Below are 22707 nucleotides of genomic sequence, written 5' to 3'. Positions count from 1 at the left end.
AATAATTTGTTATACTAAGTATAAAAAGAAAATAGACAATGAAAATTGTCTTATAGAAGGAGATTTAATGGATACATTTTTCTTTCCAACCTGGTTGATTCCAGTAATTATTGGTTTGGTTGTACTTGTTGTACTTTTAGTGAAAGGCTATGTTAACGCACGCCCTAACGAAGTAGTTGTAATTACAGGTCTTCGTAAACAGCGTCACCTTCGCGGTAAAGCTGGATTTATGATTCCTTTTGTAGAGCAGCGCTCCTATTTGGATATTGAGCAGTTCTCAACAGATGTTCGCACATCTGAAGCAGTACCGACTCTTGACTTTATCAATGTACGTGCTGATGCAGCTGTTAAGCTGAAAATCGGAACGACCGATGAAATGATTGCTCGTGCAGCAGAAAACTTCCTTAATTGGAATACAACAGATATTTCTAACTCTGTTCAAGATGTCTTGGAAGGAAATCTTCGGGAAGTAATTGGTCAGATGGAGCTTCGTAAGATGGTCAATGACCGTCAGGAATTTGCCTCAAAAGTTCAGGACAACGTAGCTCCGGATCTGGCTAAGATGGGATTAGAAGTCATTGCCTTTACCGTTCAGTCTTTCTCTGACGAAGGTGGTGTGATTGATAATCTCGGTATCGAAAATGTCGAAACCATCAAAAAAGATGCCCTAATTGCAAAGGCTAAAGCTGAACGTGAGCGCAAGGAAGTAGAAGCTGAGCAAGACAAATTGGCTAACGACAAGCGCGTAGCCGCTGACTTAGAAATCGCTCAAAAGCAAAATGAGTTGAAACTGAAGCAAGCAGCCCTCAAGCAGGAAGCGGATATTGCGCAAGCTAAGGCTGATGCAGCTAAAGGGATTGAGGCAGAGGTGCAGCGTCGCGAGCAAGAACGTGTGGCTGCTGAAGCTAATATCATGAAGCAAGAGAAAGAGGCTGAAGTCAAGGAACGCGAAGTTAAGGTTCGGGAGCAAGAACTGGATGCTAACATCCGCAAACAGGCTGAAGCGGAGAAATACTCTCGTCAACAAGCAGCGGAAGCACAATTGATTGAGCGTCAACGTCAAGCCGAGGCGGAACTCTTTGAAACACAAAAAGAAGCCGAAGCCCGCAAGGCCCAAGCCGAGGCTGAGAAATTTGCGCAACTGCAAGAAGCTGAAGCCATTGAAGCAAAGGGACGTGCTGAAGCTGAAGCTATTCGTCTTAAGCTAGAAGCTGAAGCTCAAGGTTTGGATAAAAAAGCAGAAGCCATGAAGAAGATGCAGGAAGCTGCGATTACTGAGATGATTGTAGACAAACTGCCAGAAATTGCCCGTGCTGTAGCAGAGCCGCTTACTAAGGTGGACAAAATTACTATGTATGGTGAAGGCAATGCTTCTAAGATGGTTGGTGATATCATGCAGAGTATTGACCAAGTGTCGCAAGGTGCAGGCTTTGACATCCGTCAACTCCTAGCAGGAGCTCTTGGTGTTAATATGACTGTTAACAAGCTAAAACAAGATGAGCAACCTGTTATTGAAGCTGCAAATCTTGACACCGACAAAAAATAAAAGAAAAGGCAAATTGCTATGACCCGCACCCCAAAAGTTAGACAGAAAATCTAACTTTTGGGGTGTTTTTAATCTGAAATTAAGTTATACAAATAAACTAGGTGTATAACCTAAAAAGAATGGTGCTTCTCGGGTTCAGATTGACCTCAAATATAATATAGCTGTCTCAAATCTTTAGTGTTATTTGCTTGACTTAAAGCAATAAATAATTGAGAAGATTCTAGTAGATGGCCAACTCCATATAATAAGCTCCCAGACTGAGTTTGGGAGCTTATTGATTTATATCTTCTGTTTGGCCTTGATAGTGGTAGATACAGAGTCGTTTTGCTTGGTCTGGACGACTGACGGTAAAGTGGAAGTAATGGTCCTTCTTGTCCAAGCTTTTGGTCTTGGAGAGTTTGAAATAAGTGGCTTGGCGGCTGGCCATGTGGAGTAGGATGTCATCTTCCATGACCATCAGAGGCTGGGGAAGATTGGAAAATTGATAAAAATCCTCTTGAAATTGATAGTAATTCTGGGAAAAATAGTCAAATTGAAGTTCCTCATGTACATTTTGAGTGGTCATCTGCGCCTCCTGAAGCTTGTATCGAAAGAATCTGATGGATAGCAAGGCCTTTGTAATGGTCACCTTCCTGCAGGAGGACCTGCTTGCAGTCCAGCTGAAAGACGGTAGCAGTAATGTCGGTCAGCTTTCCCTGATTAAGAAAGGTGATTCTGATGGGAACTTGATGACTGTAGGCTTGGTTGAGTAACTGGAATTTTTCCTGTCTATCAAGTTGGGGCAATTGGCTCATATCTAGTTCTTTTTTGGCCAAAGCAGTGCTGTGCTCAGAGAGGAAAAAGCCAGCCCACTTAGCCATGCCCCGATCCTGAAAGTCACGAGCTGACTGATAGGGGAGGTAGGAGCGGTCGGTCATGATAAGCCCTCCAGCCCTCCAGCCGAATGGCCACCTGTCAGCTTGCTTCGAGCGATGGCACGGGAGGAGCCCAGCAAGGCATTTCCCTTAAGCAGAGAGGCGAAGCCGAAGCGATCTCTGATGCGGTCAATCGTCTGTTGGAGCTCCTCTTCTTTTTGAATTTGCAGGGGATCGTCAAAGAGAGAAATCAGACCATAACCTTGATCGACAAAATCACTGTAAAAAACGCCAATCTGGCGGATAGCCCCGCCCTGATATTTGGAACGAAAAAGCTGAACGACGATTTGAGCCAATCGGTCACTGTTGTTAGTGGGCTCAATTTTTTTCTGTGTATGAATGGAGGGCAGGAGCTCCTGCTTGGAGTAACGGGCATAGATGGAGACACGCTGGCATTTCTTACCAGAGCGTCTGAGCCGAATGGCGACCTGCTCAGCCATTTCTCGGAAAACGAGCTCAATCTCTGCCTGCTGTCTATAATCTCGGGGGAGAATTTGCGAATTCCCTAGGCCGTGTGACTTGACCTGATAAGGCTTGTGAACATTGCTTTCATCAATGCCGTGAGCGTGAAACCAAAGCTGCAGGCCCAGGACTCCCATTTCTTTTTTGAGAATATCGGGATTAAAGTGAGCCAAATCATAAATGGAGTGAATTCCCAGCTTCTTAAGACGGGTGGCTGTTCGGTAGCCGATGCCCCAAAAATCAGTCATTGTCGGAATAGTCCAAACCTTTCTGGGAACATCCTCATAGGACCAGTTGACCCGCATCTTTTTTGTGTGTTTGGCTTCAATGTCTAAGGCTAGCTTGGCGAGAAGTGGATTGGCGTTGCTCAGACCGATAGATGCATAAATCCCAGTCTTCTTCCAGATAGCCTGTTGAATGCGGGCAGCCAGCAGGTCCAGCTTGGTCCTGCGGTCCAGCGTCTGATCGGGAATGAAGTAGTTGATAGAGCTTGTCAAATCTAGGAAGCCCTCATCGATTGAGTAGGGGAAAATGTCATCGGGAGCTGCAAAATCCTGGAAAATCTTTTGGATTTCCATGTTTTTCTGGATGTAGTAGTTCATCCGAGGTGGGACCAGTAAGGTCTTTTGAGCAGCGTCTTCGATAAAGCGTATATAATCTGCTGTAATCGGTAGTCCCTGCTTGCGGGCAGCAGCATAGTTGAACTTACGGGTGTGGACATCAAAAGGAAGATTATAGCTTCGGCTGACATTCTGGCTGCCGAAATTCTTTTTAAAGAGAGGGGTGGCAGCTAGTATCAGTCCAGCGGAATTTTCAATTCGGCTCATGACACAGAGCGAGGTTTTTAAAGGGTCAAGGCCGAGGGAAATGCATTCGCAAGAGGCATAAAAACTTTTCATATCCACAAAAGCGATGTCTGAACGAGGCTCGCGTGAATAATCAAATAGGACCATAGTTTTATACCTCAATCGGCAGAAAATGTCCAACTACGATACCAACAATGCTAGGCTGGTCTTCGTAGGGAGCAAAGAGATCCTCGTAGTCAGGATTGATAGACTCTAAACGTAGACCTTCAGCTTCGCGGTAGACTTTTTTGATATAGGTCTTGCCATTCCACATGAGAGCATAGACTGCCCCATCGTAGTCGAATCCCGTCTGTTTCATAAGGGCAACAGAGCCATTGGGATACTTAGGCTCCATAGAATCCCCAGAGACCCAGGATGCAAAGTCGTGCTGGATATCTTGATCAAAGTAGACAGTTTCGTAGTCTGTTTCATTGTCATAGTAGCTGTGACCGAGACCTGCAGCCAGCTCAACGGATAGAACCTTATAGGCTGTAAGGGAGCTAATCTTACGCTGTCTCTCTAAGAGCCGACTAGCGAGTTGGTCTACTTCTTTTTTATGTGGTAGAGTTAGTAAAGGGTAGGTGTAGAGCGCGCTGGTCTCATCCACAAAGTAGTTCTCTTGGACCTTGAGACAGGTGGCCAACCTCCTGAGATTTTTTGCGTGGGGTTCTGCCAGACCATTTTCCCAAGCAGAGTAAGTCTTTCTGGAAATCCCAAGCTCTTGGTAAATGGAAGACTGAGTCAGATTAAGTTCCAGCCGGCGTTTTTTTAATTTTTCATGCGAAAACATATCACACCTCCTATGTAACGTTTTAAAAGTTACACACAGTATACCAGATGAAATCGAGAAAAGCAAGTTCTTTATTGAATATTGTTATTTCCAGCAAGAGTGTGGTAAACTGTAGGAAGGAATATAATCAGGAGGTAGAGAGATGTTTCCTATGACAGCAAAAACGATCATGACAGAAGAAGCTTATCGCCGTTTCGCTTGGACCAATTTTTGGTATAAAAAGAATGGAATCTTCTCACTGATTCTCCCTGAGATAGTGGTGCTGATATGCGGTGCAATCTGTTTTTTTATCGGGGAACCTTTGCCAGGCGTAGCTTTTCTTGTTACTGTGGCTGTCCTTCCTTTTCTTTACTATCTGTCCATGAATCGACATATTAAAAAGTTTTATAGAGGCAACCTCCTCTGGCATGATATAGAGCAGGAGTTTAGCTTCTATGAGACAGACTTTCGTGTCGTTAATCGGAATAACAATGCCAGATTTGACTACCAAGATATTATGGCGATTATAGACAAGCCAGAAACTTTTTATATTATGGTTGGTCGGTCAATGGGACTGATCTTGGATAAGGCAGACTGCCAGCCTGAATTAATTGATTTTTTACTAAAACTAAAAGAAAGCAGAAGTCTCTAATTTGGGGGACTTCTGTTTTTTATCTGTCAAGTTTTCAAAAAATTGGCCTCTTGTGCGATGTGTGTTATAATGTTTTTTATGAGAGTTGTTGCAGGTAAATACGGGGGTAGGTCCCTCAAAACTTTGGACGGCAAGACGACTAGACCTACGACCGATAAGGTCAAGGGGGCAATTTTTAATATGATTGGTCCCTATTTTGACGGCGGTCGGGTGCTGGATCTTTATGCTGGGAGCGGAAGTTTGGCCATTGAAGCTATTTCGCGAGGCATGGAGGAAGCTGTCTTAGTCGAAAAGGATCGCAGAGCTCAGGCTATCATTTCAGAGAATATTCAGATGACCAAGGAGCCGGAACGTTTTGACTTGCTCAAGATGGAGTCTGGCCGAGCCTTGGAAATGTTGACAGGGTCTTTTGACTTGGTTCTCTTGGACCCGCCTTATGCCAAGGAGCAGATTGTGGAGGACCTTGAGAAGCTAGAGGAGCGCCAGCTCTTGAGTCAAGATGTCCTGGTAGTCTGTGAGACAGATAAGGAAGTGAAATTGCCGGAAGAAATCGCAGGGCTAGGCATTTGGAAACAGAAGATATATGGAATTTCAAAGGTGACGGTGTATGTCAGATAAAATAGGACTATTCACAGGGTCTTTTGACCCGATGACCAAGGGCCATGTGGACCTGATTGAGCGGGCCAGCAGGCTCTTTGATAAGCTCTATGTAGGGATTTTCTATAACCGGGAAAAGTCAGGTTTTTTTACAATTGAGTCCAGAGAGCGGATGGTCAAAGAAGCTCTGCAGCATTTGGATAATGTCGAGGTAATCACTTCTCAGAATGAGCTAGCAGTGACAGTGGCCAGAAGACTAGGAACCCAAGCCTTTGTGCGCGGTCTCCGTAACAGTCAAGATCTAGACTATGAAGCCAATATGAACTTTTTCAATCAGGAATTGGCAGGAGAAATGGAGACGATTTTCTTGCTCAGCAAACCAGTCTATCAGCATATCAGTTCATCACGTATTCGTGAGCTGATTGCTTTTCAGCAGGATATCGCGGCCTATGTGCCCCAAAGTGTAATCAAAGAATTAGAAAGAATCAACAATGAAAAGAATTAAGAAGTTTATATTGCCGACGGTCATTGGCGTCACTATTGCCTTTTTTATAGCAGCTCTTTACGTTCGTCTGCCTTATTATATAGAAGTTCCTGGTGGTGCCGAGGATGTTCGTCAGGTCTTGATAGTTGATAATAAGGCCGACAAGGAAGCAGGTTCTTATAACTTTGTGACGGTCGGAGTAGAGCAGGCAACTTTTGCTCATCTGGTCTATGCTTGGCTGACTCCTTTTACAGATATTTATTCCGCCAAGGATATGACGGGTGGCTCCACGGATGAGGAGTTCAATCGGATCAACCAGTTTTACATGGAAACATCGCAAAATATGGCCAAATATCAGGGGTTGACGACAGCTGGTAAAGAGATTAAAATGGACTATCTAGGGGTTTATGTCCTGCAGGTGGCAGATAACTCAACCTTCAAGGGAATTCTCAATATTGCTGATACGGTAACTGGTGTCAATGATAAGACATTTGAAAGCTCTGAGGAACTGGTCAAGTATGTCAACTCGCAGAAGCTTGGGGATAAAATCAAGGTGACTTTCCAAGAAGATGGTCAGGAGAAATCGGCAACTGGTAAGGTTATCAAGTTGGAGAACGGTAAGAACGGGATTGGGATTAGTCTGATAGACCGGACGGAAGTCAGCAGTAATATTCCGATTACATTTTCAACTGAGGGTATCGGCGGTCCTAGTGCTGGTCTCATGTTCAGTCTCGCTATTTATACCCAGTTGGCTGATCCGACCCTTCGTGACGGCCGCGATATTGCAGGGACCGGCAGCATCAGCCGTGAAGGCGAAGTTGGCGAAATCGGCGGAATTGATAAGAAAGTTGTTTCAGCGGCCCAAAGCGGAGCAGATATCTTCTTTGCGCCGAACAATGAACTGACAGAGGAAGAGAAGAAGCTTTCGCCTAATGGGAAAAACAACTACCAAACGGCTCTGGAGACAGCCAAGAAGATTAAAACGGATATGAAAATTGTTCCAGTTAAAACGCTGCAGGACGCCATTGACTATCTGAAAAAGAACAAGTAAGATCTTAGCTTTTGCTAAGGTTTTTCTTATGAAACAGACAAAATCAGCTGGCCTTTTCTACTTTAAATCGTCTGACTTTTTTCAGAAAGGTATTTTTGATGAAAAGTCCGCGAAATACTGGCTGATTTATGATAAAATAAAGTGTTGTAGATAAACTATCCAAGATTGTTAAAGGAAGAGTATGCGTAAAGATATTTCACCTGAATTGTATAATTATAATAAATTCCCAGGACCGGAGTTTAAACAGATTGACAGCAAGATTGTTGCAGAAAAATTCGAGTTTGAATTGATTGAGAACTATAAGGAAGGCTTTGACTTGACTGCTTTTCATCAGCGTTTTTCAGAAATTCTCACTAAGTTTGACTATATTGTCGGCGATTGGGGCAATGAGCAGCTACGACTGCGCGGTTTTTACAAGGACGAGCGGGCTAATGAAAGCGATGAGAAGATTAGCCGCTTAGAAGACTATTTGCTAGAGTACTGCAGCTACGGCTGTGCTTATTTTGTCTTGGAAAATCCAAATCCTCAGCGCGCTTCCTTTGATAAAAAATCGCATGGCAAGAAAGAGTCAGAGGGGCGGTCAAAACGTTCTCGCAACAGCCGTTCTGGGAACAACCGTAATCGCAGAAGCGAGCGAGACCGAGACAGCCGTTCTAAAAGAGACAATAAGCGCTCTCGTAACAATTCCCAGCAAGATAGGCAGAAAAAGCAAAAAGACAGCAATCGCCATTTTGTAATTCGTCAGAATAAAGGAGAAAAATGAAACCATCTATTTATAGCTTAACGCGTCAGGAAATGATTGAATGGGCGGAAGCTCAGGGAGAAAAGAAATTTCGGGCCGCCCAGATTTGGGAGTGGCTCTACCGTAAACGGGTTCAGTCTTTTGAAGAGATGACTAATCTGTCCAAGGACTTGATTGCCAAGCTAAATGATCAGTTTGCCGTCAATCCGCTTAAACAGCGTATCGTCCAAGAGTCTGCTGACGGTACGGTCAAGTACCTCTTTGAGCTGCCGGACGGTATGCTGATTGAGACGGTGCTCATGCGCCAGCACTATGGACTTTCAGTCTGTGTGACTACCCAAGTTGGCTGCAATATCGGCTGCACCTTCTGTGCTTCTGGCTTAATTAAAAAGCAACGCGACCTCAATAACGGTGAGATTATAGCTCAGATTATGCTGGTTCAGAAGTATTTTGATGAGCGTGGTCAGGATGAGCGGGTCAGCCACATCGTGGTTATGGGAATTGGCGAGCCTTTTGACAATTATGACAATGTGCTCAAGTTTGTCCGGACGGTCAATGATGACAAAGGTTTGGCTATCGGTGCCCGCCATATCACGGTTTCGACTTCAGGACTGGCGCATAAGATTCGTGACTTTGCCAATGAAGGTGTGCAGGTCAATCTAGCTGTATCCCTTCATGCCCCGAATAATGATCTACGTACCAGTATCATGCGGATTAACCGGTCCTTCCCTATCGAAAAGCTTTTTGCAGCTATCGAATACTATATTGAGACGACCAACCGCCGGGTGACCTTTGAGTACATCATGCTCAATGAAGTAAATGACGGGGTAGAGCAGGCCAGGGAGCTGGCTGAGCTCCTTAAGAACATTAAGAAACTGTCTTATGTCAATCTCATTCCTTACAACCCAGTTAGCGAGCACGACCAATACAGCCGCAGTCCCAAAGAGCGCGTGATGGCCTTCTACGATACCCTCAAGAAAAACGGAGTCAACTGTGTGGTTCGTCAGGAACATGGAACGGATATTGATGCAGCCTGCGGTCAGCTGCGTTCTAATACCATGAAGCGTGATCGCGAGAAAGCATTGGTAGAAAATGTTCAGCCTTAAGAACTATCTGACTTCAGACGGTGAGCTGACTGCTAAGGGACGGAGATTGCTGGTAGGGGGAAGCTGGCTCTATTTCTTGATGCTTTGCATTCTGTGCTCTATTCCTCAAGTTCCAGAGCCGGGAATGGAAACGCCGGGGATCCAGTATTTTGGTCGAATAGTGGTTTTGTTAATCCCTTTTAATTCCTTTGTCAATATTGGAGAGATTACTTCTTGGATCCAGCTGATCAAGGTCTTTATCCAAAATCTAGCCAATATCTTCTTGCTGTCGCCCTTAATTTTTCAATTGCTTTACCTCTTTCCGAAATTGCGGAAGACCAAGAAGGTTGTATGGCTGAGCTTTGGGATTAGTCTGTCTATCGAAGTGACTCAGATTCTGCTGGACCTTCTTATCAACGCCAATCGAGTTTTTGAGATTGATGATCTCTGGACTAATACTTTGGGTGGATATCTGGCTTGGTGGGCATTTCAGCTTGGTCAAAAAATCTGGAAAAATCGTCAAGGCGACGCTTTCAAGATAGATTAGTGAAGAAAAGGTTCGGATTTAGGAGAAAAATTAAATTTTTTCTTGACAAGAAAAAGGGAAAGGCCTATAATAAAATAAATCATCAGAAAAGTAATAATTTTTTCTACTTTCAGGGAGCCTGTGGTTGGTGGAAACAGGCAGTGGAAGGTTATGAAGTGGGCTGATGCAAAAAATGAATTTGAAGCAATAAAAATTCGGTGAGCACACCTTACAGTGCAGCTTGTTGTTAGACAAGACAGAGATATGGAGGCAGTCTATACTTTGCTCCATAATTGAGGTGGCACCGCGATTATACGCCCTCACACAGATTTTTTCTGTGTGTGGGCTTTTGTTTTGCTTGAAAATAAAGAAATGAGGCAATTAATATGACAGAAACTAAAGGATATTTTGGACAATTCGGCGGCTCCTTTGTACCGGAGCCTATCCAAGCCTTGCTGGATGAATTGGAAGCGACTTTTGAGAAGTATAAGGATGATCCAGAATTTTTAAATGAATACCGACATTATTTGGCGGATTATTCAGGTCGGGAAACCCCGCTCTACTATGCAGAAAGTCTGACCCAGCACCTGGGCGGAGCTAAGATTTATCTGAAGCGGGAAGATCTCAATCATCTGGGCTCCCATAAGCTCAATAATGTTTTGGGGCAGATTCTTCTAGCTAAGCGCATGGGCAAGACCCGAGTCATCGCTGAAACTGGAGCTGGTCAGCATGGTGTGGCAACTGCGGCAGCTGCAGCTAAGTTTGGTATGAAGTGCGATGTTTACATGGGTGCAGAGGATGTAGAACGCCAGCGCCTCAATGTCTTTCGCATGGAAATGATGGGAGCGACTGTTCATGCAGTGGAAACAGGCACCAAAACTCTCAAGGATGCTGTGGATGCGGCCTTTGGGGCTTGGATGAATGATTTGGAAGCCTTCTATGTCTTGGGGTCAGCTGTCGGTCCTCACCCCTATCCAACGATTGTCCATGAGTTCCAAAAGGTGATTAGTGAAGAATCTCGCCGTCAGATTTTGGACAAGGAAGGCCGCTTGCCAGACTATGTCATTGCCTGTGTAGGCGGTGGCTCCAATGCTATCGGTGCATTCTCCCAGTATGTGGCGGATGAAGAAGTCAAGCTGGTTGGTGTTGAAGCAGCCGGGCGTGGTCTTGATACAGACCAGCACGCAGCTACCATGACCAAGGGAAGTGTCGGAGTAGTGGATGGTATGAAGACTTACGCTGTCTTTGCTGAAGATGGGCAGATAGCGCCGGTTTACTCGATTTCAGCAGGCTTGGACTATCCTGGAGTTGGTCCTGAACATGCTTTCTTTAAAGATTCTGGTCGAGTAGAATACGTGGCAGCGACAGATGATGAAGCTGTGGATGCTTTGCTTCTCTTGACACAAAAGGAAGGAATTTTGCCGGCAATCGAAAGTTCTCACGCCATTGCTGAAGCCATCAAGCGAGCTCCGCAACTGTCATCTGACCAAATCATTGTTATCAACGTATCTGGTCGTGGAGATAAGGATGTGGCAGCCATTGCCGACTATCTAGAAAAACGAAAATAAAATACCCAGCAGAAGAGTAGTAACATCTCTCCTTTCAGAGAGTCTGTGGTGCTGTAAACAGGCAGGAGAAGTTATGAAATGGGCTGCTGGAGTCAACATTTAGTCCTTTAGTTGAACTTTTATCACTTTGTTAGCTTACTTTGCTGTAAAATAGTATGCTGCCTTGTGCTAAAAGGGATCTAAATGACTGCAAATAGGTAAATGAGATGTGGAGCTTGAAAACTCCATAACTGAGGTGGCACCGCGATGATACGCCCTCACAGGATGAACTGTGCGGGCGTTTTTCTGTAGTTTTGGAGCAAGTTATGACCGTGGACAGGTGCTATCTGTTCTTGTGAATGCAGTCATGGCTAGCAAATTACTCCTCCTTAAACGCTTCTGATTAAATAGAAAGAAACATTATGCAAAAGATTTTACCAGCTGATATTTTATCGCCGATTCTGGCTTACATGCGGATTCAGGGCGACCACAAGGTGATTTTGGAAAGTATTCCGAGAGATAGCGAGACAGCCCGCTTTTCTATCCTAGCCTATAATCCAGTCTTTGAAGTCCGCTATGAAAATGGCCAGCTAACAAAGAATGGGCAAGTAATCAAGGCAGATCCCTTGGACTATCTGCATGAGTTGGCAGTAAAGAAAAATCATCATTCAGACTTGCCTTTTGGTGGTGGAGCCATCGGTTTTGTTGGCTACGATATGATTTCCCTCTATGAGGAGATTGGTCAAATTCCAGCTGATGTGATTGGGACGCCGGACATGCACTTTTTCGTCTATGAGAGTTACATGGTTTTTGACCATAAAAAAGACAAGGTCTATATCCTTGAGGAGGCCCTCTACAGTGATAGAAGCGAAGCTGATTTAGCTGCTAGTCTGGAGAGGATTATGGTTGAGCTGGCGCAGCCAGCGGTAGATGAATTTTCACCACTGGAACTGTCCAGTTTGAACTTCCAGAGTCACATCGAGCAGACCGCTTTTGAAAAAATGGTGGAAGAAGCGCGTAGCTTGATTCGGCAGGGAGACATGTTCCAATGTGTGCTCAGTCAGCGGTTTTCAGCAGAGTATTCTGGTAGACCCCTGGATTACTATCGCAATCTGCGTGTGACCAACCCTTCCAACTATCTCTACTTCTATGATTTCGGGGATTATCAGATTATCGGAGCCAGCCCAGAAAGTCTGGTGTCTGTCAAGCAGGGTCAGGTTACGACCAATCCTATCGCTGGGACCAGGCCGCGCGGGAAGGATGAGAGAGAGGATAAAGCCTTGGCGAAGGAGCTGCTGGCTGACGAGAAGGAAGTGGCTGAGCATCGTATGTTAGTTGATTTAGGGCGTAATGATATCGGTAAAATTGCCCAAAATAACAGCGTGGAAGTCACTAAGTACATGGAGGTAGAGTATTTCCGCTATGTCATGCATCTGACCAGCGTGGTCCGTGGTCAGCTTCTGCCCCAACTGACAGCCATGGATGCGCTCAAGTCCACCCTGCCGGCCGGTACCGTCTCGGGCGCGCCTAAGATTCGAGCCATGAAACGGATTTATGAGCTGGAGCAGGAAAAACGTGGTGTTTATGCGGGGGCTATTGGCTATCTGTCTGCGACAGGGGATATGGATTTTGCTATTGCTATAAGGACCATGATTTTGAAAAACGGCAGAGCTTATGTTCAAGCTGGAGCGGGTATTGTTTATGATTCGATCCCTACTAATGAATACCAAGAAACCATCAACAAGGCCAAATCAATGACCAAGATAGGAGAGATGCAATGATTTTATTGATTGATAATTATGATTCTTTTACTTACAATCTAGCCCAGTATATCGGCAATTTCGCAGAAGTTAAAGTCTTGCGAAATGATGATGCAGGCCTTTATCAAGCGGCAGAAGAAGCGGATGCCTTGGTGCTGTCTCCAGGTCCAGGCTGGCCAGCAGATGCAGGACGGATGGAGGAAGTTATCCGTGATTTTGCTGGTAAAAAGCCGATTTTGGGGATTTGCTTGGGGCACCAAGCCATTGCAGAAGTATTTGGCGGCAAGCTAGGTTTGGCTCCCAAAGTCATGCACGGCAAGCAAAGCATTCTGCGCTTTGAGGGGAATTCTCCTATCTATCGAGGGATAGAGGATGGGCAGCCGGTCATGCGCTATCATTCGATTTTAATCGAAGAGATGCCGGAGGATTTTGAAGTGACGGCTCGGGCGGCTGATGATAACTCGATCATGGCTATCCAGCACAGGAGTCTGCCTATTTATGGTTTTCAGTATCATCCAGAAAGTATTGGCACGCCGGACGGCTTGTCGTCTATCAAGAATTTCATTGACTTAGTAAAATAGAGGAAACGATATGAAAGAAATTATTGCAAAACTAGCTGATTTTAAGGATTTAAGCAGCGCTGAGATGACAGATGTGATTGAGCGTATTGTCACCGGACGGGTGACAGAGTCTCAAATTGTAGCTTTCTTGCTGGGGCTTAAGATGAAGGGGGAGACAATTGAGGAACGAACTGCTTTGGCTCAGGTAATGCGAGGCCATGCTAAGCAGATTCCGACCACTATTCGCACTGCCATGGACAATTGCGGTACCGGTGGAGACAAGTCTTTCAGCTTCAATATTTCGACTACGGCAGCTTTTATACTGGCAGGTGGCGGGATTAAGATGGCCAAGCACGGCAATCGCTCCATTTCTTCTAAGTCAGGCTCAGCTGATGTGTTAGAAGCTCTGGGTATCAATCTAGACTTGGACGCTGCTAGCTTGGGCAAGGTTTTTGAGCAGACAGGTATCGTCTTTCTCTTTGCAAAGAATATGCACCCAGCCATGAAATACATCATGCCAGCCCGTCTTAGCCTTGGCATTCCCACTATCATGAATCTAACTGGTCCGCTCATCCATCCCATGAGTCTAGAAACTCAGCTTTTGGGGACTAGCCGACCAGATATGCTAGAGAGCACGGCAGAGGTCTTGAAAAATATGGGCCGTAAGCGTGCAGTAGTCGTGTCGGGGCCGGATGGTCTTGACGAGGCGGGTCTTCATGGTCGTACCCAGTATGCTCTGCTGGAAAATGGGCAAATCAGCCTGCACAGCTTTCTGCCGTCAGATATTGGCATGAAAGAGATACCTCTTGAAGCGATTCGTGGAGGCAATGCCAAGGAAAATGCAGAAATTCTGCTATCTGTCCTGCAAAATCAAGCCAGCCCCTATCTGGAAACGACAGTTCTGAATGCGGGAATGGGATTCTACGCTAATGGGAAATCAGATAGCATAGAAGAAGGAATAGCTTTGGCTCGCCAAGTGATTGCCAGTGGGGCAGCCTATGAAAAACTCAAGCAACTACAGGAGTATCAAAAATGAGCAAAGAATTTCTCCCAACCATTCTAAAGCAAAAAGAGCAGGAAGTGGCGGCTATGTCTTATGAGGAGCTGCAACCTCTGCGCTCGACCTATTCCCTCTATGATTATCTTAAAAGCCGTCCTCAAGAGCTGCAGCTGATTGCTGAAGTCAAAAAAGCCAGCCCCAGTCTGGGAGATATTAATCTCGGTGTGGATATTGTGGAGCAGGCTCGCACCTATGAACGATGCGGTGCAGCCATGATTTCGGTCCTGACAGATGAGATTTTCTTCAAAGGACATCTGGATTACCTGAGAGAGATTTCCAGTCAAGTGACCATTCCGACCCTCAATAAGGACTTTATTATTGATGAAAAGCAGATTGTTCGCGCTCGTAATGCAGGAGCGACAGTTATTCTTCTGATTGTGGCTGCCTTGTCTGAAAAGCGGCTGCAAGAACTCTATGATTTTGCGACAGGTTTAGGCTTGGAAGTTCTGGTCGAAACCCATAATCTGGCGGAGCTGGAAATTGCCCATAGAATAGGAGCACAGATAATCGGTGTCAATAATCGCAATTTAGTTACTTTTGAGACAGATATCAATACCAGTCTCCAGCTATCTGCCCATTTCAAAGATGACAGGGTTTACGTATCTGAGTCCGCTATTTTCAGCAAGGAAGATGCTGAGCTAGTAGCTCCTTATTTCCATGCGGTTTTAGTCGGAACAGCCCTGATGCAGGCTGAGGATGTGGCAGAAAAAATCAAGGAGCTGAAAATTGACAAAGGTTAAGATTTGCGGCTTATCAACGGCTAGCGCTGTGGAAACGGCATGCCAGGCTGGTGCGGATTACATTGGCTTTGTCTTTGCTGAGAGCCGTCGGAGGGTTAGCTTGGAGCAAGCTCAGAAGCTAGCTGCCTTGGTGCCATCTACTGTCCGAAAGGTAGGAGTTTTCGTCTCTCCGAGCTTGATAGAGTTGCAGGAAGCTATTTCGGTGGCAGATCTGGATTTGGTGCAGATTCATGGCGATTTTAATGAAGATCTTCTGACTCAGATCGGCCGGTCGGTTATTCGAGCTTATCAGGTCAAGGGAGCGTTAAAAGGAGTCAGCCAACAAGCGGACTACCTGCTCTTTGATGCCCCTCTTGCCGGTAGTGGTCAGACCTTTGACTGGCAAGCTTTTGATAAAGGTCAAATCCACCAGCCCTTCTTTATCGCCGGTGGTTTGAATGCAGGAAATGTCCGAGAAGCGATTCAGCACTTCGCTCCTTACGCAGTTGATGTCTCAAGCGGTGTTGAGACTGACGGCCAGAAGGACTTAGAAAAGATAAAAGAATTTATAGAAAGAGTGAAACATGGCATATAATCAACCCAATCAAGAAGGATTTTACGGTGAGTTTGGTGGGCGCTTTGTTCCCGAAACACTGATGACAGCAGTTTTGGAGCTGGATAAAGCCTACCGTGAGAGTAAAAAAGACCCAGCCTTTCAGGCTGAGCTGGACGAGTTGCTGAAGCAGTATGTAGGGCGGGAGAATCCTCTCTATTTTGCAAAAAATCTGACAGCCTATGCTGGCGGTGCTAAGATTTATCTGAAGCGGGAAGACCTCAACCATACCGGGGCACATAAAATCAATAATGCCCTAGGTCAGGTTCTATTAGCCAAGCGAATGGGCAAGAAGAAAATTATTGCGGAGACTGGTGCGGGCCAACACGGAGTAGCCACCGCCACAGCTGCAGCCCTTTTCAACATGGACTGTACTATCTACATGGGTGAAGAAGATGTCAAGCGCCAAGCCCTCAATGTCTTTCGTATGGAACTTCTGGGAGCCAAGGTAGAGTCTGTGACCGATGGCTCTCGAGTCCTCAAGGATGCAGTCAATGCTGCCTTGCGAGCTTGGGTGGCTCAGGTCGATGATACTCACTATATTATGGGCTCAGCCTTGGGGCCCCATCCCTTCCCAGAGATTGTCCGCGACTATCAGAGTGTGATTGGGCGTGAGGCCAAGCGTCAGTTTGCTGAGCAAAATGCAGGTGCCTTGCCAGATGCTTTAGTAGCCTGTGTTGGCGGTGGCTCCAATGCTATTGGGCTCTTTTATCCCTTTGTAGATGATAGTACAGTGGCTATGTATGGAACAGAAGCAGCTGGGCGGGGCGTGGATACAGATGAACACGCTGCGACCTTAACCAAGGGCCGGCCGGGTGTTTTGCACGGTGCCTTGATGGATGTCTTGCAGGATGAGCAAGGCCAGATTCTGGAAGCTTTCTCTATCTCTGCTGGGCTAGACTATCCGGGCATCGGTCCTGAACATTCTCATTTTAATGCTATCCAGCGCGCCACTTATGTTCCAGTAACGGATGAAGAAGCTTTGGAAGCCTTTCAGCTCCTGTCTCGTATCGAAGGGATTATCCCTGCTCTAGAGTCTAGTCACGCTATTGCTTACGCAGTTAAGCTGGCTAAGGAGCTGGGACCAGATAAATCAATGATCGTCTGCCTATCCGGCCGTGGTGATAAGGATGTCGTTCAGGTAAAGGAACGCTTGGAAAGTGAAGCGGCTCAAAAAGGAGGTGCCCATGACTAAAACACTCACTCAGCATTTAGAAACCATCAAAAAAGCAGGCAAGGGAATTTTCCTTCCTTATATCATGGCTGGTGATCACGAGAAAGGTTTAGCAGGTTTGCCGGAAACTATCTCATTTTTGGAAAACTTGGGCGTGTCAGCCATTGAAATCGGTCTGCCGTTTTCAGATCCTGTTGCAGATGGGCCGGTTATTGAAGAAGCTGGTCTGAGGAGCCTGGGTCACCATACTTCGACCAAGTCTTTAGTGGCAAGCTTGCAGAATTTGGACACTCAGCTGCCTCTCATCATCATGACCTACTTTAATCCTATTTTCCAGTACGGGCTCAAAGATTTTGTCAAGGATTTGGCTAGGACACCGGTTAAAGGATTGATTATTCCGGATCTGCCCTACGAGCATAGGAACTTTATTCTGCCTCTGCTGGAAGATTCAGATATCGCTCTAGTTCCTTTAGTGAGTCTAACGACTGGACTAGAACGTCAGCAGGAGCTGATCAAGGACGCAGAAGGTTTTATCTACGCTGTAGCCATTAACGGTGTGACGGGTAAGAGCGGAAGTTACCGCAATGATTTGGACCAGCATTTGAACAAACTCCACGACATTGCAGAAATTCCAGTACTGACGGGCTTTGGCGTTTCAACTTTAGAGGATGTTGAACGTTTCAATCAAGTCTCAGATGGAGTCATTGTCGGATCTAAGATTGTCAAAGCTCTTCATGAAAAGGACGCCAGTATAGCAGGCTTTATCCAAGAAGCAGCAGCTTATAAGAAATAAGAACCACCACACCAAACAAAAGACAAGGTACAAATGCTAGCCTGTCTTTTTTCTTTTTAAAGCAGAAACAGGCGAGGCCAGAGAAACTAGCGATTTGGATAAGAACTAGAGCCTGACCCATGTTCTTGAATTTTATCACCATAAAAAAGTAAGTTTCGTATAATTCATTTTTAAGAAATGTTTGATTTTTGATGTTGATTGAATATTAGTTTGGATATTGCTTATGAATGGTATCTATATAGCTGGTGAAATGTTTCAAGAAATGCTTAGGAGATATAACAGTGATGTATTTTCCAAAAGCAAGCAAGGTATTGTATCCCCAATCATTGTCGTTTAAAGGATAAGTAATCTCGTAAATATTGCTATTAATAGGTTTTATGGCATTATAGCCTAAGAGTTCCACAAATCGATCAAGGACAATTTTCTGGACATGTAGGATGACAGGTACTTTGTTTTCATTCATCCATGTACCACCATCATAGGGAAGTGGTGTAAAATGTCTTTTTGAAAAAGTATCAGAGAGAGTAAGTTCACTAATTCTAGCAACTTTAAAAACAGAAAAACGCGCTTTATCAGTATCGTAGGCATCCATATACCAAATCCGGTCCTTATAGACAATACGGTAAGGCTCACAATTTTTTTGACTCACCAGTCCTTGTGAATTAATATAGGAAAATTTTATTTTTACTCTACCTCTGATAGCTTCCAATAACTTAAAAATCAAAGTTCGTATTTCCAAGTTCCCTTGAGATAGAGACAAATCAATTTCGAAATCAGAGTATGTATTGGTAGCATTTAATTTCAATATAGCATTGAAAGTAGAGGTATCTTCCAATACTTGATAGCGACTTTTTAAACCGGATTCGATTGAAAGTCGTTCGGATTGAGTCAAGGGAGGTTTATCAGTTTGAAAGTCTTCCATAAGAAAAATTCCTCCGTTTTTTCCTTTCATTACATAGAGAGGAATGCCTGCAAGAGATAAATCATCAATATCTCTCATAATAGTTCGGGTGCTGACTTTAAAAAGTTCTGATAGTTCTTTAGCTGTTGTTTTTCGTTGATTTACTAAATGAGAAATGATTCCCATTTGACGGTCAATTTTCATGATTTTCTCCTTAAATATGACAGATAGATGTCATATTATTTTTGTTATGATTATACCATAAAGAAAGGAGTTCATATAATGAAACATCAAACCAAACCATCGTTTACCCTGATTGGCAGGAGTATTTTGATAGAAGGAACTACGGTTCATGAACAGCACTATTCTAAAGAGAAGACGGCGTTCTATGCTCAGTTATTTAAAGAAGGAATGCTGGAGAAATTGATGCCCCATTCTCTAGATAAAAAAGGCTATGCCTTGATTGTTCCTCATAAAGATGGTATTCAATACTATGCAGGAGTTGCGGCAAAGAATGCTGTGGCAGGCTACGAAAGCATTCTCGTCCCAGAGAAAGATTATTTAGTAAGCTCAGCCAGTGGTGATAAATCAAGACTCCTGTTTGACCAATTGGAGAATAACTTTTTTGAGAAAGAAAGCAGTTCCCTTTACCAAGATGGAATTATCTTAGAAATACTTTTAAATGGGAATCCTATGGATGCAGAAGTTGAGCTTTGGGTTCCAGTTCAGTAAAAGAGTAGGGATTTATAGAAAATAATCACTACCACACCAAACAAAAGACAGGGTACAAATGCTAGCCTGTCTTTTGTTTTTTTAAAGCAGAAACAGGCGAGGCCAGAGAAGCTAGCGATTTGGATAAGGATGAGAATTTCCGTCAGACTGAAAATGGCTGAGCAGGAAGCAAGAAAAAGAAAGTCACCAGCTCCAATACGAAGATTATAAAAGAAGGCTAGAAGTCCTAAGGCTAAAAAGAAGAGCATGAGAAGGTTGACGCCTGCTGTCATCAGCAGCAAAAGCTGAAAAAACAGCCAGACCATCAAAGGGTATTGCTGCTCTCTTTGATCGTAGATGGCTAGGATCAAGCCCATAGTGAGCAGTAGAAGTTGACTGATGGAAATCGTACCAAGCGAAGTTGCCAGAAAAAGACTGCCTAATATAAATTCAAAAAATAAATAGCGTAAGGGAATCTTGTCTCCACAGAAGCGGCAACGAAGACGGTTCATGACTTGAGAAAAAATAGGAATCAAATCACGCGGTGCCAATCTTTTCCCGCAGACATTGCAATGGCTAGCGGGAGTGATGATAGACTGCTCTGGGAAGCGGTCGATAACCAAGCCTAGGAATGAGGCAAAGACAGTGCCAATAATAAATAAGTATAGATGAATCATACTTATTTATTCGTAAATTTAAACAGAAAAATTCTGAAATTTTGCAACTTTTCTAATAAAGTCTTTTTTTGAATCTTTTGTCTTGACTTTCTTATTTAGAAGCATTATAATTAAACCATAATCTAAAAAGATTAGAATCATTATAAATAAAAACGAGGTAGATACAATGACACAAGTAAAAAATGGTGCAGCAACTGACGTAGCAACTTTCAGCAATCAAAAGGCTTTGCCAAAGACTAAGGCTATTCTTAATCAAGTAGTGGCAGATCTTTATACAGCTCATATCGCTCTTCACCAAGTTCACTGGTATATGCGTGGCGCAGGCTTCATGGTTTGGCATCCAAAAATGGATGAATACATGGAAACTTTGGATACAACTTTGGATGAAGTCAGCGAGCGCTTGATTACACTAGGAGGCAAGCCTTATTCTACGTTGACCGAGTTTATCCAACACAGCAAGATTGAAGAAAAAGCTGGTGAATTCAGCAAGGATGTAGAAGAAAGCCTGGCGCGTGTGATTGAGATTTTCCGTTATCTGACAGGGCTTTACCAAGAAGCTTTGGATGTAACAGACGAAGAAGGGGACGATGTAACCAATGATATCTTTGTCGGTGCTAAGGCTGACCTTGAAAAGACTATCTGGATGCTGACAGCTGAAATTGGCCAAGCACCAGGTTTATAAAAAGTTATCCATGCCAAACAGAAAGGAAACAGGCTTTCCTTTCTGTTTTTTCATCTTGAAAAGCGCTGGAAAATCTGATAAAATATAGCTCATGAAAACCCTGTATGATGTTCAGCAATTTCTTAAAAGTTTCGGAATCATTATCTATATGGGCAAACGTCTTTATGATATTGAAATGATGAAAATCGAGCTGAAGAGAATTTACGACGCTGGTCTAATGGATAAGCTAGCTTATTTTGAGGCGGAGGCAGTCTTGCGCCGAGAACATCGCTTAGAGTTAGAATATTTAGAAAAGAAAAAGGAGACTTGAGATGACAATTTGGATTTTGTGGGCGGTACTTTTGGGAATAATTGGCTGGATGGGCTTTAATTATCTGCGCCTTCGTCAGGCAGCAAAAATCGTGGATAACGGGGAATTTGAAGACTTGATTCGCCAAGGGCAGTTGGTTGATCTGCGGGATCCATCTGATTTTCACCGGAAGCATATCTTAGGCGCTCGCAATATTCCATCTCAGCAGCTCAAGGATAGTGTCGGTGCACTTCGCAAGGACAAGGCTGTTCTCCTCTATGAAAATAGTCGTGGTCAGCGCGTGACCAATGCGGCTCTGTATCTGAAAAAACAAGGATTTAAAGAGATCTATATTCTTTCTTATGGGTTGGATTCTTGGAACGGCAAGGTGAAGGCTAGTTAACATAAATCAAAAATTTGTCGCATTATATATACAAAGCTGGTTTCTTATGTTATAATAAATTAATATTAATTTTAAGGAGTTTTTAGAACATGCAAGAAAAGAAAAAATCCTCTCTTGTTTTAGGTATCCTATCTATCATCTTTGGTTTTTTCATTCCATTGGTAGGTCTTATTTTGGGTATTATCGGTTTGGTGTTGGCTAATTCACATCAAAAAGAGTCTAAATTAGACTATAAAACAGAAAAAATTCTGGGTATCGTAGGGATTGTAATTTCCGTAATTGTTTGGATTCTAAATGTCATGGTACTTATGAACGGAGCAGGCTACTAACAAAAAAGCTTTATTTTTAAAGCTTTTTTGTTTTACCGACTTTTCTCTAAATGTTTTTTAATAATCCCTAATTCTTCTTGGTTCAAAGCACGGTAATCGCCTTTTGCTAGATCTGGGTCTAATGTAAAATCTCCGAATTGAATTCGCTTGAGATAGGTGACCTTGACACCAACTGCCAGAAACATCTTTTTAATCTGGTGGAATTTCCCCTCAGAAATCCTGACGGTAGCACGGCTCAGACTGGAGCTGGTAGAGAGGATAGAAAGATGGGCGGACTGACAGACGGTGCCATCTAAGAAGCGAATGCCTTCTTGAAAGGCAATTTTATCCTGAGAGGTTAAAGGTCCATTGACTTCTACAAAGTAAGTTTTTTCAACGTGGTATTGAGGGTGCAGCAGCTGAAATCCTAGAGGACCATTGTCGGTAATCAGAAGAAGTCCTTCGGTATCTCTATCCAGTCGTCCAATAGAGTAAAGATTTTCTTTCTCTATCTCCTTGTCCAGCAAATCCAGGACAGTCAATTTTTCAGCGTCGTGATTGGCAGTGACCGCACCTGCAGGTTTATTCAGCATGTAGTAACGGTGGGCAGGGCCGCTGACATGTTTGCCTTGAAAAGTAATCTGCTGCAAGCCAGTATCAACGTTTTGGCTGAGTTTGTAGGCGGGCTTACCATCCACTAAAATCTGTCTTTGTAAAAGGTTTTGTTTCATCTTTTTTCGGCTGATATGATTAGCAGCCAGCAGTTGGTCGAGGCGCATCTGTTTTCCTTATTTTTTTCTAAATCATATCATAAATTTTCAGGATGGGAAATGCAAA

At 44.0% G+C, this 22707-nt stretch carries 28 protein-coding genes and 1 other annotated feature; of the genes, 21 read left to right on the top strand and 7 right to left on the bottom strand.

Annotated features, from left to right (window positions below; all coding sequences use genetic code 11):
* Positions 1-67 precede the first annotated feature (67 nt).
* Positions 68-1546: a flotillin family protein gene (locus K4H96_RS02990; RefSeq protein WP_125381900.1), complete on the top strand. Its 1479-nt coding sequence runs from the start codon at positions 68-70 to the stop codon at positions 1544-1546.
* Between the two features lie 271 nt (positions 1547-1817).
* On the opposite strand, the gene K4H96_RS02985 is transcribed toward K4H96_RS02990, so the two are convergent.
* Genes K4H96_RS02985 through K4H96_RS02970 form a run of 4 tightly spaced genes read right to left on the bottom strand, consistent with a single transcriptional unit; the run spans position 1818 to position 4557 of the window.
* Positions 1818-2111: a DUF5960 family protein gene (locus K4H96_RS02985; protein WP_002910360.1), complete on the bottom strand. Its 294-nt coding sequence runs from the start codon at positions 2109-2111 to the stop codon at positions 1818-1820.
* Positions 2089-2463, bottom strand: a complete 375-nt coding sequence (locus K4H96_RS02980) for a hypothetical protein (protein WP_011836625.1) — start codon at positions 2461-2463, stop codon at positions 2089-2091. The genes K4H96_RS02985 and K4H96_RS02980 overlap by 23 nt, the downstream gene beginning before the upstream one ends.
* Positions 2460-3875, bottom strand: a complete 1416-nt coding sequence (locus tag K4H96_RS02975) for a Y-family DNA polymerase (RefSeq protein ID WP_011836626.1) — start codon at positions 3873-3875, stop codon at positions 2460-2462. The genes K4H96_RS02980 and K4H96_RS02975 overlap by 4 nt, the downstream gene beginning before the upstream one ends.
* Before the next feature lie 4 nt (positions 3876-3879).
* Entirely contained in the window at positions 3880-4557 is a 678-nt protein-coding gene (locus K4H96_RS02970; protein ID WP_223337483.1) for a helix-turn-helix domain-containing protein, read from the bottom strand.
* Between the two features lie 142 nt (positions 4558-4699).
* Here K4H96_RS02970 and K4H96_RS02965 point away from each other — a divergent pair, with 142 nt between their 5' ends.
* From K4H96_RS02965 to trpA, 15 genes are all read left to right on the top strand, one after another.
* Positions 4700-5188 carry a YcxB family protein gene (locus K4H96_RS02965; RefSeq protein WP_223337484.1) on the top strand — a complete coding sequence of 163 codons (489 nt, stop codon included), beginning with the start codon at positions 4700-4702 and terminating at the stop codon, positions 5186-5188.
* A 69-nt stretch (positions 5189-5257) separates the two neighbouring features.
* Positions 5258-5806: a 16S rRNA (guanine(966)-N(2))-methyltransferase RsmD gene (gene rsmD / locus K4H96_RS02960; RefSeq protein ID WP_002896218.1), complete on the top strand. Its 549-nt coding sequence runs from the start codon at positions 5258-5260 to the stop codon at positions 5804-5806.
* Positions 5796-6290, top strand: a complete 495-nt coding sequence (gene coaD, locus K4H96_RS02955; RefSeq protein ID WP_002896217.1) for a pantetheine-phosphate adenylyltransferase — start codon at positions 5796-5798, stop codon at positions 6288-6290. The genes rsmD and coaD overlap by 11 nt, the downstream gene beginning before the upstream one ends.
* Positions 6277-7320, top strand: coding sequence for a SepM family pheromone-processing serine protease (locus K4H96_RS02950; protein ID WP_223337485.1), 1044 nt, complete (start codon positions 6277-6279; stop codon positions 7318-7320). Before coaD ends, K4H96_RS02950 begins: the two co-directional genes overlap by 14 nt.
* A gap of 181 nt (positions 7321-7501) precedes the next feature.
* On the top strand, positions 7502-8083 hold the full coding sequence (locus K4H96_RS02945; protein WP_223337486.1) for a YutD family protein: 582 nt from the start codon (positions 7502-7504) through the stop codon (positions 8081-8083).
* A complete protein-coding gene (gene rlmN, locus K4H96_RS02940; protein ID WP_223337487.1) occupies positions 8080-9168 on the top strand; it encodes a 23S rRNA (adenine(2503)-C(2))-methyltransferase RlmN in 1089 nt (362 codons plus the stop codon). Before K4H96_RS02945 ends, rlmN begins: the two co-directional genes overlap by 4 nt.
* Complete coding sequence (locus tag K4H96_RS02935; protein ID WP_223337488.1) at positions 9155-9694, top strand: VanZ family protein; 540 nt, start codon at positions 9155-9157, stop codon at positions 9692-9694. The genes rlmN and K4H96_RS02935 overlap by 14 nt, the downstream gene beginning before the upstream one ends.
* Positions 9695-9768: 74 nt before the next feature.
* Positions 9769-9998 (top strand) — a binding site (T-box leader).
* Positions 9999-10059: 61 nt separating this feature from the next.
* Positions 10060-11241, top strand: coding sequence for a tryptophan synthase subunit beta (trpB, locus tag K4H96_RS02930; protein ID WP_002900945.1), 1182 nt, complete (start codon positions 10060-10062; stop codon positions 11239-11241).
* A gap of 401 nt (positions 11242-11642) precedes the next feature.
* Positions 11643-13001, top strand: a complete 1359-nt coding sequence (gene trpE / locus K4H96_RS02925; RefSeq protein ID WP_223337489.1) for an anthranilate synthase component I — start codon at positions 11643-11645, stop codon at positions 12999-13001.
* Positions 12998-13561, top strand: a complete 564-nt coding sequence (locus tag K4H96_RS02920; protein WP_223337490.1) for an aminodeoxychorismate/anthranilate synthase component II — start codon at positions 12998-13000, stop codon at positions 13559-13561. Before trpE ends, K4H96_RS02920 begins: the two co-directional genes overlap by 4 nt.
* A gap of 10 nt (positions 13562-13571) precedes the next feature.
* On the top strand, positions 13572-14576 hold the full coding sequence (trpD, locus tag K4H96_RS02915) for an anthranilate phosphoribosyltransferase (protein WP_223337491.1): 1005 nt from the start codon (positions 13572-13574) through the stop codon (positions 14574-14576).
* The gene (gene trpC, locus K4H96_RS02910) at positions 14573-15340 is read left to right on the top strand and encodes an indole-3-glycerol phosphate synthase TrpC (protein WP_223337492.1); all 768 of its coding nucleotides are present in this window, start codon (positions 14573-14575) and stop codon (positions 15338-15340) included. Before trpD ends, trpC begins: the two co-directional genes overlap by 4 nt.
* Positions 15327-15914, top strand: a complete 588-nt coding sequence (locus K4H96_RS02905; RefSeq protein ID WP_223337493.1) for a phosphoribosylanthranilate isomerase — start codon at positions 15327-15329, stop codon at positions 15912-15914. Before trpC ends, K4H96_RS02905 begins: the two co-directional genes overlap by 14 nt.
* Entirely contained in the window at positions 15904-17127 is a 1224-nt protein-coding gene (trpB, locus tag K4H96_RS02900) for a tryptophan synthase subunit beta (RefSeq protein WP_046165903.1), read from the top strand. Before K4H96_RS02905 ends, trpB (K4H96_RS02900) begins: the two co-directional genes overlap by 11 nt.
* Positions 17120-17899 carry a tryptophan synthase subunit alpha gene (gene trpA / locus K4H96_RS02895; protein ID WP_223337494.1) on the top strand — a complete coding sequence of 260 codons (780 nt, stop codon included), beginning with the start codon at positions 17120-17122 and terminating at the stop codon, positions 17897-17899. The genes trpB (K4H96_RS02900) and trpA overlap by 8 nt, the downstream gene beginning before the upstream one ends.
* Positions 17900-18104: 205 nt before the next feature.
* Here trpA and K4H96_RS02885 read toward each other — a convergent pair whose 3' ends face one another.
* Positions 18105-19004 (bottom strand): helix-turn-helix transcriptional regulator, encoded by a 900-nt coding sequence (locus K4H96_RS02885; protein WP_223337495.1) that lies wholly within the window; start codon positions 19002-19004, stop codon positions 18105-18107.
* A 78-nt stretch (positions 19005-19082) separates the two neighbouring features.
* On the opposite strand from K4H96_RS02885, the gene K4H96_RS02880 reads away from it, so the two are divergent.
* Positions 19083-19532, top strand: coding sequence for an effector binding domain-containing protein (locus tag K4H96_RS02880; RefSeq protein WP_223337496.1), 450 nt, complete (start codon positions 19083-19085; stop codon positions 19530-19532).
* On the opposite strand, the gene K4H96_RS02875 is transcribed toward K4H96_RS02880, so the two are convergent.
* Positions 19526-20188, bottom strand: a complete 663-nt coding sequence (locus tag K4H96_RS02875) for a prepilin peptidase (RefSeq protein ID WP_223337497.1) — start codon at positions 20186-20188, stop codon at positions 19526-19528. The two genes, K4H96_RS02880 and K4H96_RS02875, sit on opposite strands and share 7 nt — an antisense overlap.
* A gap of 166 nt (positions 20189-20354) precedes the next feature.
* Between K4H96_RS02875 and K4H96_RS02870 the strand changes: the two genes are divergently transcribed.
* The 4 genes from K4H96_RS02870 (at position 20355) to K4H96_RS02855 (ending at position 21891) form a co-directional block, all read left to right on the top strand.
* On the top strand, positions 20355-20870 hold the full coding sequence (locus tag K4H96_RS02870) for a Dps family protein (protein WP_125330616.1): 516 nt from the start codon (positions 20355-20357) through the stop codon (positions 20868-20870).
* Positions 20871-20961: 91 nt separating this feature from the next.
* The gene (locus K4H96_RS02865) at positions 20962-21180 is read left to right on the top strand and encodes a YqgQ family protein (RefSeq protein ID WP_002898045.1); all 219 of its coding nucleotides are present in this window, start codon (positions 20962-20964) and stop codon (positions 21178-21180) included.
* A 1-nt stretch (position 21181) separates the two neighbouring features.
* A complete protein-coding gene (locus K4H96_RS02860) occupies positions 21182-21562 on the top strand; it encodes a rhodanese-like domain-containing protein (protein WP_002900929.1) in 381 nt (126 codons plus the stop codon).
* An 89-nt stretch (positions 21563-21651) separates the two neighbouring features.
* Positions 21652-21891, top strand: a complete 240-nt coding sequence (locus K4H96_RS02855; RefSeq protein WP_002896181.1) for a DUF4190 domain-containing protein — start codon at positions 21652-21654, stop codon at positions 21889-21891.
* Positions 21892-21923: 32 nt separating this feature from the next.
* Here the strand turns inward: K4H96_RS02855 and K4H96_RS02850 are convergent, their stop codons facing one another.
* The gene (locus tag K4H96_RS02850) at positions 21924-22649 is read right to left on the bottom strand and encodes a pseudouridine synthase (protein WP_223337498.1); all 726 of its coding nucleotides are present in this window, start codon (positions 22647-22649) and stop codon (positions 21924-21926) included.
* Positions 22650-22707: the final 58 nt, after the last annotated feature.

Source organism: Streptococcus sanguinis, from assembly GCF_020729765.1.
Lineage (GTDB): Bacteria > Bacillota > Bacilli > Lactobacillales > Streptococcaceae > Streptococcus > Streptococcus sanguinis_Q.
This window is presented reverse-complemented; position numbering and strand designations above follow the sequence as displayed.